Here is a 13,261-nt window from a genome sequence, read left to right on the forward strand (position 1 = left end):
CGGGGAGGTATGCCCCGGCCCTTTCTGCTGTCGTGGATGCCGGCCCTGCGGGTGCCGCTTCGCTTCAGGCGGCGCGCGCCAGGGGCCGTTCGCCCGCCGCGGCCTCCAGCAGGTCGCAGAACCGCGCGGCATGCAGCCGCCGGTCCCAGAGCCGCACCGCCCGCCCCCGTGCGGCGGCGCCCATCGCGGCCCGGCGAGCCGGATTCGCGGCGAGCGCCGCCAGCGCGTCGGCCAGGGCCGGCGCGTCGCCGGGGGGCGCGGCGATGCCGCAGGCGCCATCATCGCCATGCGCCTCCACCAGCCGCGCGGCGCGGCCCGGGGCGTTGGTGACGACCGGCAGCCCGGCGGCGAGATAGTCCATCAGCTTGTTCGGCGCGGTCCATTCGGCGAAGGCCGGCACGGGCGCCAGCAGGTGCAGCCCGATCCCCGCGCCGGAGAGCAGCCCGGCCAGCCGCGCCTTCGGCATGGGATCGAGGAAGGTGACGTTCCGCAGGTCCCGCCGCGCCGCTTCCTCCACCAGCCGGGCACGCTCCCCGCCCTCCCCCGCCAGCAGCAGGCGCAGGCGGCGTTCGCCCCCGTTGCGGAGGATGGTCGCCGCCCCGATCGCGGCATCCAGCCCGTTCGCGCGGCCATGCGCCCCGGCATAGACGGCCAGCACCTCCCAGGCCGCCGCCTCGGGCGGGCGCCATGGGGCGACATGCGGGCCGAACAGGTCCAGGTCGCAGCCATTCGGCACCACATGCACATGCGCCGGATCGGCCCCGCGTGCGATGGCGGTTTCCGCCATCCCCTCGGTCAACCCGATCACGGCGCGCGCCCGGCGGCAGGCGGCGTCGGCCAGGCGCTCCATCGCCGCCAGCGCCGGCGCCGGCACCACGCCGCCCATACCGGCCTCGGACAGGGCGCGGGGCAGCTCCGGCCAGGGATCCCGGATCTCCAGGATGAAGGGAAGGCCGCGCAGCCGCTGCGCGGCCAGGGCCGGCAAGGCCACGGTAAGCGGGGTGGAGGAGGCGAGCAGCAGGTCGAACCCGCCGCCCAGGGCCAGCCGGGCCGCCCGGTGGGCGTAGCGCAGGAAGGCCAGGCTGCGCGCCCCAAGCGCCATGGCGTTGCCGCAGGGGATGTCGAACTCCACCACCCGGAAGCCGGAGACGCGCCCCTCCCGCATGCCCCGGCGGAACGGTCCCTCCAGCCCGGTCACCGCGCCGTCGTAGCGCCCGCAGGCCAGCGTCACCTCATGCCCGCGCGCCGCCAGGGCCCGCGCCATGGCATGGGCGCGCGTGGCCGTGGCGCCGCCCGGGCCGGAATAGTGCTGGTGGAGATAGAGAATTCTCAGCGCCGTCAGCCCCTGGCCAGCCGCCGGATCACCTCGATCACCCGCGCCTGCTCGCCGGGCGCCATGGCGCCGGAAGGCAGGCAGAGGCCCCGCTCGAACAGCCCGGCCGCGATCCCGCCGCCGATGCTGCGCGCCCCGCGGAAGGCCGGCTGGAGGTGAAGCGGCTTCCAGACGGGCCGGCTCTCGATCCCTGCCTCGTCCAGCGCGCGCCGGGCCATTTCCCGGTCCGCGCCGAAGCGCTCGGGGTCGATCAGCATCACGCTCAGCCAGCGCGAGGACCGGCCCCAGGCGGGTTCCGGCATGAAGGAGATGCCCGGCAGATCGGCCAGTGCGGCGACATAGCGCGCGAACACCGCCCGCCGCGCCGCCACCCGCGCCTGCAGCGCCCGGAGCTGCACCAGCCCCACCGCCGCCAGCACCGAGGAGAAGCCGTAGGAATAGCCCGTCGTCTCGTGCTGGTAATGCGGCGCCGCCTCCTTTGCCTGCATCCCCAGGTGCCGGGCGGAGGCGATCAGCCCAGGATCGTCGGAAACCAGCGCCCCGCCGCCCCCGGCGGTGACGATCTTGTTCCCGTTGAAGGAGAAGCAGGCGAGCCGCGCCCCCTGCCCCGCCGCGCGCCCGCGGCCCATCGCGCCCAGGCTCTCGGCGGAATCGCTCATCACCGGCACGCCCCAGCGGTCGCAGGCCGCCACGATGGCGTCGAGATCGGCGCATTGGCCATAGAGATCCACCGGCACCACCACGCGCGGCAGGCGCCCCTCCCGCGCCGCCTGGGCCAGGGCATCGCGCAGCAGCTCCGGATCCAGCGTCCAGGTCTCGCGCGAGACATCCAGGAAGGTGATCCGCGCGCCCATCTGCGCGGCCGGCGCCACCGTGGCCACGAAGGTGAGGGTGGGTGCCCAGACCTCGTCCCCCGGCGCCACGTCCAGCACGCGGTACCCCAGATGCAGCGCGGCGGTTCCCGAGGAGGTGGCCAGGGCATGGCCAAAACCCGAAACCGCCTCGAAGGCCGTCTCGAAGGCCTTCGGGATCGGCCCGGCCGGTGCCAGCCAGCCGCTGCGCAAGGTCTCCTCCAGCGCCTCCATCTCCCCGCCCGCCAGCTCCGGCGGGGAGAGGTGAAGGCGCGGCCGGGCCACCGCGCCCGCGCCGGGGCGGCGGAAGGGCAGCACATTCACCGCCTCCCCGGAGCCCCCCGCCTCGGCGGGGGGCTCATCCTCTGGCGTCAGGCACAGCGTCATCGTTGCGACCTCACGAAATCGCGAGCGCAAGTTGAAACGCCTCCGGGCCGATCCGCAAGGGCTTGTTCAACCCCAGGTGAAAATTCTGCTCCGCCTGCCACCGGCCCTGCAGCCCGGTGCAACCGCCGGCAGCGGAAGGGCCGCGGATCACGCGGAACCCCGCCGCCTCCTGGCGCGGGACGGCTTGCGGGCTCCCTTCGCACGCCGAAGGGCAGGGGAGGCGCGCGGCGGCAATTCCGGCATGGTCGCATGGCCCGGCGCCGAGGCGCCGCGCCTGGCCAGAAGCACGCCGAGCGTGCCCAGCACGGCCGCGACATCCCCACGGGCCGTGACCCGCGCCGCGTAGCGCGCATCCCATTCCAGCCGGGCCTGCCAGGGCACCGCATTCCGCCCGCGCGCCTGGGCCAGCCCCGCCAGCCCGGGCAGCACCCGGAGCCGCTGCGCCTGGCGCGGGGTGTAGCGGGGCAGGTATTCCAGCGGCAGCGGCCGGGGGCCCACCAGGCTCATCTCCCCGCGCAGCACATTCACCAGCTGCGGCACCTCATCCAGCGCCGAGGCGCGGAGCAACCGCCCGAAGCGCGTCAGCCGCGCCTCGTCCGGCTCCCCGGGAAAGCGCGGGTTCCGCATGGAGCGGAACTTCAGCAGGATGAAAGGCCGGCCGCCCTGGCCGGCACGGGGCTGGCGGAACAGCACGCCCGGCCCCAGGGCCACCCGCACGGACAGCGCCACCACGGCCAGCACGGGCAGGAGCAGCACCAGCAGCAGCGCCGCCACGCCCAGGTCCAGCCAGCGCTTGGCATGGCGGGCATAGAAGCCTTCAGCCAATCCCCGGCTCCCCGGCCCGGCGCGGCTCGGCCTCCAGCCCGGCCGAAAGGGCGAGGCCCAGCGCGAACCAGACCATCCGGTTACCCATGTCGGTGGAAACCATGGCCCCCAGGGCGATCGGCAGCACCAGGGCAACGAGCCGCCCGCCGGCCCCGGGCGGCAAGGCCCGCAACCGGCCCAGCAGCAGCAGGCCGCCCCCGCCGAAGGCTCCGAGCCAGAGAAGAATGCCCGGCAGCCCTCCCTCCGCCAACGCCTCCAGGGCGTGGTTATGGGGATAGAGGCCCCGCCGCTCCCCGTTCCCCGCGGCCAGGGTGAAGGCCCCTGTCCCCAGGCCCCAGGGCAGGGTTTCCCCCGCCCAGCGCAGCGCCTCGGCCCAGAGGAGCGGGCGGGCGGAGGCGGCCAGCCCGTCCCCCGTGAAGCGTTCCAGCGTCCGCAGCCCCTCGGCCCGGCCGGGATCGGCGAGCAGCGCCGCGATGGCCAGCAGCCCGGCCCCGCCCGTCAGCGCCACCCAGCCCAGCGCCGCCCGGCCGCGCCGCGCGGACCACAGATGCGCAGCCGGCGCCAGCATCACCGCCAGCCCCAGCGCGATCAGCCCGGCCCGCCCGCCCGGCAGCAGTCCCGCCAGGGCGAGGACAAGGGTCAGCCCCGCCCAGGCCAGGCGCAGGAGGCCCCGTGTCTCCACCACCTTCAGCGCGGCCAGCCCCGCGGCGCAGGCGATGGCCAGCCCGGCCAGCTGGTACTGCACCCTCACCATCTCCGGATTCGCGCCCACCATCCCGCCCAGCACCACCTGCCCATGGGCCAGCCCCCAGGCCACGGTGCCCGCCACGAAAGGCCCAAGCGCCAGCGTGGCTGCAGCCAGCCCCCGCCGCGCGCCGGGATCGCCGCCCACCACCATCCCGGCCAGCAGCATGGCCGGGGCCGCCAGCACCGCTTCCGGCAGCTTGGCCGCCAGCACCTCCCGCGAAGGGCTCCAGAGCGCCGCGACCACGAGCCAGAGCCAGAGCAGCCCCGCGCAGGCCAGCGGCGGCGCCAGCACCGGGCGCGCCCGCCAGCGCGTGCCGGCCGCCAGCAGGACCAGCCCGGGAAGGAGCAGCGCGGCCGAGACCAGGGTGAGGTCGAAGGGCAGCCCGGCCAGGGGCGGCGTGGATTTCAGCGCGCCGGCGAACTGCATGGCGGCGGCCGGCAGCCCGGCCAGCGCGGCAAGGCCGGCGGCGCCCGGGCGGGGAAGGACGAGGAAGGGCGCCGTGCTCATTCCTCGCTTGCCCGGGCGAGCACGGGCTGCACCATCCTCGCCCCACCCCGGCGCGGCGCCCCGCCCGGGGGAAGGCCGAAGAGCAGGACATGGCAGGCAGCCAGCACCAGGCAGGCCAGCGGCGCCGTCACCCCGAGCAGGACCAGCAGCAGGGGCCGGTTCGGCAGGGCGGGCGCGATCCCCACGCTGGGGGCGGAAACCAGCCGCGCCGCCACCGCCTCGTCCGCCGCCGCGATCACCCCGGCCCGCTGGTGCTGCGCCAGCAGCTCATACATCGGGGTGCGCATGTAGATGTCGCGCTCGGCCGCCAGCCGCGCCTCCAGCGCCGCCACGCGCCGCCGGGCGAGCTCGTCCAGGCTCTGCCGCACCCGCGCCTCCCCGAAGCCGTGCAGGCGCGCAAGGATGTCCAGCGCCGCCTCACGGTCCCGATGCGGCAGGGAGAGCGTCGTGGTCACGGTGGCGAGGGACTGGGTCACGGCCAGGTTCCGCTCCAGCCAGCGGTCCACATCGTCCAGGTCCGCCGGGGATGGCGGGAAGCCGAGCAGCGTGCGGACCTGCCCCGTGAAACCGTTCATCCGCTGGGCCGTCAGCTCGGCCAGGATGCCCGTTTCCCGCGCCAGCATCGCCGCCGCCTCCGGGCTGCGGAGATTGGCGAGATAGATGGCGAAGTTGCCGCCCGCCCGCGTGTCCAGCAGGCCACCAGGCATGACCAGCCCACCCTGGATGAGGGTGGAGGCGGCCAGCCCCGTGGTCTCGGCCGGGGCGACCACCGCCTCCGCCACGTATTGCCGCGGCCAGAGCAGGATCAGCGTGGCGCCCAGCAGCAGCAGCCCCATGGCCGCGCCGGCAACCCGCCAGCGCAGCCGCCAGACACCCAGCAGGAGAAGTTCGAGCGGCATTCCCAATCACGATTTCGTGCGCCCGCAGTTTAGGCCGCGACCCCGGCCCCAGCGCAATCGGTGCGGAAGCGGATTCGTGTGGTGATCCCCCGCACGGGCGCCGCCGCCCGCGCCACCAGCACCGGCACGGGCCGCGCCACCCCATAGGCCGGGCTCTCCCAGCCCGGTTCGAGGCTGATGGCGAGCTCCGCGTCGGAATGCAGCACGATGCAGGCTTCCGGCCGCGCAACGCCCCGGCCGGTGAGGCGCCAGGGACCGGGGGCGAGATGCCAGCGCAGGGCAAGGCTGCGGAAAGGCCCCTCCACCGCATCCTCCACGGTCCACTCGGCCTCGCCCGGCATCACGCGCCGCGCATGGCGGTTGCCGCGCGAATCGCGGGTGAAGGCGCCATCCGGCAGCAGCCCCGTCCGCACCCAGCGGGAGAGCAGGAAGCGCCCCGCCCGCGGCATCGGCTCCGCCTCGTCGAACAGGATGAGGTTGTGAGCGGTGGCACCGGTGAAATAACCGGCCCACCAGGCCTCGGCCGGGAGCGGGTTGTAGGCGCCCGTGCCCGTGTCCCGCAGCAGGTTCAGCGGACCGTGCCAGAGATCGAGATGCAGCAGGTCCGCCTGCCCCGGGCGGAAGCGCAGCGGCCCCGTGCGGAGCAGCGCCCGCGCATTCCCCCGCCGCCAGCCCCGCGTGCCCTGCGCCAGCCATTCGGCCTCGGCCGGCAGGGCGGGGGCGGGTGCCAGGCCCAACCAGGCGCAGCCGGGATCGCCGGGAACCCCCGCTGAGGCTCCGGCCAGCAGCCGCGCCGCCCGCTCCACGCTGCCGCGCGCATCATGCGGGCCGCACAGGGAGAGATCCGCGAAGGCGGAGCCATCCTGGTGCCCAAGCCGGGGCAACGCGCCGGTTTCCGGCTCCACCAGCCGCGCCAGCCAGCGCGCGGCGGAGGCGGCGCGTGCCTGGCAGGAGGCGGGCAGCGGCGCGGCGCCATGCCGGCGCCGGAGCCATTCCAGGACCGAGAGCACATCGACCAGCAGCCGGTGGTAGCCGGTGGAGACCTGGGCAAAGCCGCCATCCGCCGCCACCAGCCGCCCGATGGCGCGCACCAGGCCCTCCCGGCCGCTCCGCGCCAGCGCCTCATCCCCCAGCAGCCAGGCGCAGGCCAGCAGCCCCGCGGGCTCGCTGACGGAGTGGTTGTTGTCCTGCGCCACAGCATAGGCGCGGGTGGCCTCGATCCGCCGCGCATGCAGCCGCAGCAGCCCGGCGAGCCCCGGGGAGGCCGGGCCGCCGCCCAGCAACCCATGGGCGAGGGCCAGGTGCAGCGCGCGAAGCGCCGCCTCCTGCCCACAGGCCCAGTTGGGGCCGCGGAAGGGCGGGTTGGCCGCCAGCCAGGCCGCCAACTCCGCTTCGGCGCGGGCGAGATGCCCGCCGCCGGGCTCCAGCCGGTGCGCCTGGACCAGGAGGGGCAGCCAGGCCAGCCGGTTCGCCTCCCAGACCGGGCGGATATCGCCCGGCCCGAAAAGATCGAGCCGCAATGCACCCGCGCCCGGATCGAAGGGCCCGTGCACCACCACGGGGGGCAGGCTTCGCGCCCGCTCCAGCACCGCCTGCCGCGCTGCCCCGGGCAGGGCCGGTGCAGGAGGAGCAGCGAGGGGCAGGAAGGGCCCATCCGGCACCCCGTGGCCGCGCAACGCGCGGCGCGGCGCGCCCCCCGCGGTCAGGAGCCTGTGCCAGGCCAGCCAGAACAGGGGCCGGGTTCCCAGCCGGCGGGCCGCATCGAGGCGGAGAAGCAGGCGGGGCGCTTGGAGAGACATGACGCACCCTGTTTACCACGATCACGAAATTGTTAACTTACCGGATCACCGGCTGCCGGTGCGCAGAGCGGAACGGAGGAGCGGCATTGGCGAAGGCGGGCAGGGCAGCACGGCTGGCAATGTCCCTCCTGCTGGCGTTTCCGCCCGGCGGAGGGGCCCTGGCGCAGGGGCAGCCGCTCGCGCCGCCCGCTCTGCCATCCACCCTACCGGGGGGCACGCTCCTCCCCGCCCTGCCGCCCGGCACCCAACAGGATATCCTGCAGCGGATCCTGGATGCGGCCGGCGGGCGCCCGGCCAGCCCCGCGCCTCCGGCCGCCATCCCCGCGCCCGTCCCCAACGCACCGTTCCAGCCCACGGCCATCCAGCCAGGCGGGGTCCCGCAGCCACCCCTCCGCGCCGATATGGGCGAGCCGCTCTCCAACACGGAAGCCTTCTTCGCCGCGCTGGATCAACAAAACGAACTTCGTTTCTGCCTCTCCCCATTAACCCTTTAATCGAATTAGCGAATTCCCAAACTCATATGCGACGTTTAACTCCTTCGCAGAAAACGAAGACACTTTCCCGGACGTCTCCACGCCCTCGCAGCGAAAACGAAGATTGTCCCCGACGTCCGCTCTCGGGCGATTGGATATCGCGATCCGTATGGGCTGGACCTCCAGGGACGTCTCACCGTTCGCCTCCCGGCATCGAAGGCGGCCGGCCTTGAGACGCAAGGACGCCGTCCGGTACGGTGATCAATCGAACGCGTGGGGCGCTCGGAAAGTCCGGGGTGTCCGAAGGGGAGTTGATGCGGAATTCTTCTTGCTAGCTTGCATGAGCAAGGCAGATCCCCAGCGCGAATGCCCGAAGGCGCGCTTCCGGACGCGGAACTGACGGGAGTATGGGCGGGCGGCGTCAGCCCACCACGTCGCCCCTCTCCCCGGTCAGGGGACGCCCAAGCATCCCGCACGCCCGCAGTTCCGCGACCGAGGCCGCCCCCCTGTCGGGGTCGGCCTTCCTGTCCCGGTGCGGCGGCGACGGCTTCCTTACACGCTTCCGCTTGGCCGGTGCCTCGCCGGGATGGGCGGGCTTATCCCTCCTCTCGTCGGCGTCAGTCCCCCCCACCGGCGCCGCAGCTCTCGGAGCGACGGGGAAAGCAGGCTCGACCTTTGCGAACGACCCGGGCATGAACGCGTTCCGCATCGCATCCCACTCAGCGTCGTCCACCTGCCCGCCCTTTCGCATCCGGCGGATCACGTCGTGCAACATCGCGAAGTCCACCTCGTACACGGTCTTGAAGACCTCGGGCGTGAGCGTCTCCCCGCCGACCTCAAGCGCGCGGCATTGGGCGAGCATGAAGCTCTTCACGACGAGGTCGTGGATGCCAGCGGTCATGAGCCAGATCGTCCGCAGGATTGCCTTGCGCTGACCCTCCTCCAAGGCATCCCAGTCCGGCGTCTCCCGGACGAGGCGGCGGCTCCAGAGCCTGCGGACGAAGCCGTCGAGTTCCGGACCCCGCGCGAGGGGACCCATGGGGAAATGGCCGCCGCTCGAGAAACGGCGCCCCGATTGTAGTTCCTTGCTGAGGAAATCCTTCGCTCCGCCCGTGCCGATTACGACGACCGGGACGCGCAGGTCGTTCATCATGGTGAGCAGGAAGTTCATTATGCTCTCGGCGTTGTCACCCTTCGAGCGCTGCAGGATCTGGATCTCGTCGATTACGAGGACGCCCAGTGCGTGCAAGTGCGCGAGCGACACAGCGGCGGCCCGCATCGTCTCCGCGGAGGCCCGGCTCCGGATAAAGCCGTCCGACAGGTTCGTGCCGAGGACCACGTCAAACGCGCGGATGATCGCGCGAGCCAAGCCGACGACGCCCCCGTCCCCGGGGCAGGTGATCATGAGCCAGACGAGCTGGGTGGTCACCGGCATGTCGTCCGCCTCGGCGCCGTGCACGATCACCTGGGGATAGCGGGACAGGATTCGCTTCACCGAGGTGGTCTTTCCGCACCCGGAGGTTCCGATCACCGAGAGGCCGGTGGAGTGGGCCTGCACCACCTTCGGGGCTGCCTTCCGCCTCCCGGGCATCACCTTCGCCTCCTGGGCGTCCGCCGCACGGGCGAGATCGGCCCGCGCCTGCTCCATGGTCTCGTACCAGCGGCGCAGGTCGCGCGGGTTCCGGGCGAAGTAGCCACTCCGAAGCATCGTGGAGATCCGCCCCTCAAGGACCGCGTGCACGGGCTGCGGCATCCAGAGCTGGCGCAGGAGGTCCAGCTCGTGGAGGCGAATCCGTGCGGGCGCATCCTTCAGTTCCGGGTCGAACACGACGTCGTTCAGGAGCGAGCGGAGGATGTCGACCCGCTCGACGAGGATGGGCGGCAGCGCCTCGATGAGCGGGTTGCCGCGATGGCTCGGGGCGAGCGGCATCCTATACACGGCGTCCTCGACGCGCCCCGAAAAGAGGTCTTCCTCGGCATCCACCGCTAGGTTTCCCCCATGAGATCGTTCAGGAGCGCGTCGTGTTCCCCGGCATGCCCGTACGGCGAAGGGGCGGGCGGCGCCGGAGACGCGACGTCCTCCGCCGGTTCGGCGCCATCATCCTTGAGCGGGTTCGCCCTTGAGGACTTGCGGAAGGCGCCGCGCACCGGGTCGTCGACGGCGCGCAGGCGGGCTGATGCCTCCGAGGGCGTCGCGACCACTCCTCCGGCCTCGTCCTCCGCCTGGCGGACGAGGGCGTCCTGGCGTGCCCGAATCTTCGACGCCTCGTGGTCCAGGAGGTCGCGCTTCGCGGGCTGGTTCCCGGCGCCGCGGTCCCGCTCCTCCTGCACCTCGTCGTACGTCCAGCGGGGAAAGCGCTTCTCTAGGCCCTTGGCGAGGGCGAGGGGCAGGCGCGTGCCGTCCGGCAGGTAGATCGCCGCTTCCTCCACTGCGTCTGGATTGACCGTGCCGGTCCACCGCTCGGCCCGGCGGCGCGCCAGCCGCTCCATGGACACCTCGTCCGAGTCGGTGTGGTAGAGCAGGTCCGTGCCATCCAGGCGCAGGCCGTTCGACGTCCAGGCAAAGGTGACACGCGGGTAAAGGGCGCGCTCAATCTTTTCGTGATCGGCCACCTTCGGCACGCCGTGACCGTGGACCCCAAAGTGCCAGAGCTCGTCGAGCGTCGGCTTCGTCGCGTCCGCGCTCGTATAATCCGGCGGAACTCTTTGGACCTGGGTGGAGCGGTTCAGCAGGAGGATCTCGTAGGCGACCAGGCGCCGCAGCTCCGGCAGGGTAAGGACGCCGTTCAGCCGGTGCCGAGGCGCGACTTCGCCGAGGCCGTCATGGTTCGCAACTTTGCGGTTCAGCAGCGACTGCTCGCCCCGAACGAAGCTGTTCTCAACGAAGGGCTTGAGGAACGGCTTCCGGCTCGGCGTCTTCGTCGGTAGTACGCCGAGAGGACGCGCCGCGTCGCGCAGGTCGACCGCCGTGAAGCCCGGCCCGCCGTCCGTCACGATCTCAGTCGGGACATGATGCATGGGCCAATCGTCGGGCCCGATCTCGATCCCGATCGAGCGCATGAAGCGGACCTTATCCATGCACGCAACCGCCAGGGCCATCCGGGCGCCGCGGCTGTTTTCCGCGTCGAGTGAGATGTGGAACCCTACATAGGCCTGAGAGTACTGGTCGACGACGAAGTAGAGGGTGCCAAGACCGATGTCGTCCACGGTGGATCGCCGGCTGCGGAGCCGGACGGGCCACTGTGTCGCATCGATCTCGTAAACTTGTCCGGGGCCGCGCGCACCGGTGACGGCTGTGCCGGACCGCTTCCTAATATCCTTGTCGAAGCGGTCCCGCGACGTCCGCGAGCGTTCGATCCTCGCCCGCGTAGTGCTCTTCATCGCGTGGTAGTGGAGGACCGCCCGGCTCGGAATATGTGGTGCGGAAGGCGGGAGGACGTCGGCGCCGCCCTCCTCGTCGGGGGTGCCGTCGAGCGGTCTGCCCGTCACGTTCGACCATTCCTCCTTTACGCAGTAGACGCCGAGCCGGACCTGGAAGTAGGCCTCGCGCGGCGTGGTGCCCTGCGCGATCAACCGGCCGTACAAGTCCGCGGCATTCGTCAGCTTCTCCGGATCGAATGGTTCGGCGAGGAGGCCGCGAAGTCCCTTGGCGGGGCGTCCCGGGCGGCGCCCGTCCGCGGGCGGCACGAATTTGTCGCGCCCGCCGCACCTGTCCCAGCGCGGCAGGAGTGCGTTTTCGACCATGCCGCCGCGCCACCAGAGGCGCAGCAGTCGGTACATCGTAGGTTCGGCCCGTCGGCTGCGCACGACGGCTAGCGTGATCATGCGACCCCGTTCCACCGGGTGCAGAAGCCTGCGCTCGTTCTCCTCGCGCTCCCGCTCGTTCTCGCCGATTAGGCACTGCAGGCTCACCCAGTTCGTGTTGCGACGGGTCTTGTATTTCTCGGGGATGAGGTCGTCGTGGGTCGCGGGCGCGTAGAAGGAGTCCTTTGGCGCGAAGCGGAGCGGCAGTTCGGGGAGCTGCGACACGTGGAACAGTTCGGGCATCGCGAGCCGGTCCGCGCAGTCGAAGAGGATAAGGACGTCCTCGCTCGGTCTGTTGCGGAGCACGCGCATCGGGCGCGCGGTCTCCCGGTCCTCCCCGAACAGCAGCAGCCGGTTGCGCGCGACGTCCTCAGGGCGCATCTTGATCCTCCAAGGGCAGGAGCCAGCGGCCCCCGATGCGGTAGGGGCGCTCCGCCCGCAGGCGACGTCCGAGGTCCATGCTCAGGCGCCGCATGCTCAGCAGGTGCTTGAGAAGGGCGATGTGGCTTCCCTCGGGGGAGAGTGTCGCCCAGTCCAGGCTGAGGCAGACGCGCCGGAGCGGCGCGTAGGACGACCCGTCGAGCGCGGTCCTCAACGCGTCCAGGCATGCCCGCTGACGTTCGGGATCCGCGAACCCCTCGGGTGGTTTCTGGTGATCAAGGAAGATCTCTAAGTTCGTGATCAACCCATCCGTGAGTTCCTCGTCAGTGAGGATGCGGAAGCCGACGCCACGCCGCCGCCAGAACTCCGCCTCGATGGCAGCCTTGTCGGACTCGCGAGGGAAGTTGAGGAGTACCTCCATCGGCTTGACGAACACCCCCTCCCTCGTGCCGTCCTCGCGGAAGAGCAGGAAGTCCGTGGTCACTACATAGGGCTTGCCCGTCCTGTCCCGCAGCCGACGGAAGCCGAGGCTGCGCGCGATCTCGTCAGTCTCCTCGATCGGCCACAGAGCCACCTGCTCCCGGTACTCGACAATGGTGGGATCACGGCGGAACAGCAGGAGGGCGCCCTTCTCGAGGCGCGAGAAGACGTGCTCGCTGCGCGCGCCGTCCTTGCTCGGGACGGCTGAGGTGAAGCCGCTCGACGAGACGTCCCCGACCTCAAGGAAGGGGCGGTAAGTCGCCCCGTCCATAAGCCCCCGCCCCTGGGCGATGCGACGCTCTGGCGCGATTCGTCGTCGGCTTCTCACCTGAATATCTTTTGGTCGGAAGAGCCATATCCGGAGCTTTCAGCATTCCGCTGAGCCGTAAGGTGCTTCACGCGCGGCTCCACCGTCGCTTTTCTCTCGCGTCTGACTTCAAAAGGCTTCAGAGCGCCCGTGGTGTAATGATTCGTCATGGGAGCAGCTTGTTCCCGGATAGGATAGCGCGCGAGATGCACTCGTTGAGACGCTCGGGTGACAAGGAGGGGTAGAAGCGCTGCAGACGCAGCAATGCCGCGACTGATACATCGTCTACGCTGCCATGAGTCGCCTGGAGACGCCGGACGGCCCAAAGCACCAATCGCTGTAGATAGTCGGCCTTGAATAACCAGCAACCTGTTGATCTGGAGCAGGAAAGTTCGGGATTTGGGATGCTGGAATTGCAGGGTTCAGTTGGAACGATGCGGTATTCCTGCGATTCTGTCAGCCATGAA

At 71.7% G+C, this 13,261-nt stretch carries 10 protein-coding genes; 1 reads left to right on the forward strand and 9 read right to left on the reverse strand.

Annotation, left to right across the window (positions count from 1 at the left end; all coding sequences use genetic code 11):
• Nucleotides 1-64: 64 nt before the first annotated feature.
• The 6 genes from J8J14_RS17630 to J8J14_RS25505 form a co-directional block, all read right to left on the reverse strand.
• A complete protein-coding gene (locus tag J8J14_RS17630) occupies nt 65-1,342 on the reverse strand; it encodes a glycosyltransferase family 4 protein (protein WP_209380874.1) in 1,278 nt (425 codons plus the stop codon).
• Nucleotides 1,339-2,571 carry a DegT/DnrJ/EryC1/StrS family aminotransferase gene (locus J8J14_RS17635; RefSeq protein ID WP_209380856.1) on the reverse strand — a complete coding sequence of 411 codons (1,233 nt, stop codon included), beginning with the start codon at nt 2,569-2,571 and terminating at the stop codon, nt 1,339-1,341. Before J8J14_RS17635 ends, J8J14_RS17630 begins: the two co-directional genes overlap by 4 nt.
• Nucleotides 2,572-2,718: 147 nt before the next feature.
• On the reverse strand, nt 2,719-3,396 hold the full coding sequence (locus tag J8J14_RS17640; protein WP_209380857.1) for a sugar transferase: 678 nt from the start codon (nt 3,394-3,396) through the stop codon (nt 2,719-2,721).
• A complete protein-coding gene (locus J8J14_RS17645) occupies nt 3,389-4,651 on the reverse strand; it encodes an O-antigen ligase family protein (RefSeq protein WP_209380858.1) in 1,263 nt (420 codons plus the stop codon). The genes J8J14_RS17640 and J8J14_RS17645 overlap by 8 nt, the downstream gene beginning before the upstream one ends.
• Nucleotides 4,648-5,550 (reverse strand): hypothetical protein, encoded by a 903-nt coding sequence (locus tag J8J14_RS17650; RefSeq protein WP_209380859.1) that lies wholly within the window; start codon nt 5,548-5,550, stop codon nt 4,648-4,650. Before J8J14_RS17650 ends, J8J14_RS17645 begins: the two co-directional genes overlap by 4 nt.
• Before the next feature lie 29 nt (nt 5,551-5,579).
• Nucleotides 5,580-7,349 (reverse strand): heparinase II/III domain-containing protein, encoded by a 1,770-nt coding sequence (locus J8J14_RS25505; protein WP_209380860.1) that lies wholly within the window; start codon nt 7,347-7,349, stop codon nt 5,580-5,582.
• 86 nt (nt 7,350-7,435) lie between these two features.
• Here J8J14_RS25505 and J8J14_RS17660 point away from each other — a divergent pair, with 86 nt between their 5' ends.
• A complete protein-coding gene (locus J8J14_RS17660; protein ID WP_209380861.1) occupies nt 7,436-7,843 on the forward strand; it encodes a hypothetical protein in 408 nt (135 codons plus the stop codon).
• Nucleotides 7,844-8,243: 400 nt separating this feature from the next.
• Here the strand turns inward: J8J14_RS17660 and J8J14_RS17665 are convergent, their stop codons facing one another.
• From J8J14_RS17665 to J8J14_RS17675, 3 genes are read right to left on the reverse strand one after another with little or no spacing between them, the layout of a single operon-like run.
• On the reverse strand, nt 8,244-9,806 hold the full coding sequence (locus tag J8J14_RS17665; protein WP_209380862.1) for an AAA family ATPase: 1,563 nt from the start codon (nt 9,804-9,806) through the stop codon (nt 8,244-8,246).
• A gap of 2 nt (nt 9,807-9,808) precedes the next feature.
• Nucleotides 9,809-12,007, reverse strand: a complete 2,199-nt coding sequence (locus J8J14_RS17670; protein ID WP_209380863.1) for an integrase catalytic domain-containing protein — start codon at nt 12,005-12,007, stop codon at nt 9,809-9,811.
• Nucleotides 11,997-12,758: a TnsA endonuclease N-terminal domain-containing protein gene (locus tag J8J14_RS17675; RefSeq protein ID WP_209380864.1), complete on the reverse strand. Its 762-nt coding sequence runs from the start codon at nt 12,756-12,758 to the stop codon at nt 11,997-11,999. The genes J8J14_RS17670 and J8J14_RS17675 overlap by 11 nt, the downstream gene beginning before the upstream one ends.
• Nucleotides 12,759-13,261: the final 503 nt, after the last annotated feature.

This window comes from Pararoseomonas baculiformis (assembly GCF_017813395.1).
GTDB classification, from domain to species: Bacteria; Pseudomonadota; Alphaproteobacteria; order Acetobacterales; family Acetobacteraceae; genus Roseomonas; species Roseomonas baculiformis.

Bases quoted from the DNA above. Each gene is read 5' to 3' on its own strand.
- J8J14_RS17635 (WP_209380856.1), bottom strand. From the start codon at position 2,571: ATGACGCTGTGCCTGACGCCAGAGGATGAGCCCCCCGCCGAGGCGGGG.
- J8J14_RS17645 (WP_209380858.1), bottom strand. From the start codon at position 4,651: ATGAGCACGGCGCCCTTCCTCGTCCTTCCCCGCCCGGGCGCCGCCGGC.
- J8J14_RS17650 (WP_209380859.1), bottom strand. From the start codon at position 5,550: ATGCCGCTCGAACTTCTCCTGCTGGGTGTCTGGCGGCTGCGCTGGCGG.
- J8J14_RS25505 (WP_209380860.1), bottom strand. From the start codon at position 7,349: ATGTCTCTCCAAGCGCCCCGCCTGCTTCTCCGCCTCGATGCGGCCCGC.
- J8J14_RS17670 (WP_209380863.1), bottom strand. From the start codon at position 12,007: ATGCGCCCTGAGGACGTCGCGCGCAACCGGCTGCTGCTGTTCGGGGAG.
- J8J14_RS17675 (WP_209380864.1), bottom strand. From the start codon at position 12,758: ATGGACGGGGCGACTTACCGCCCCTTCCTTGAGGTCGGGGACGTCTCG.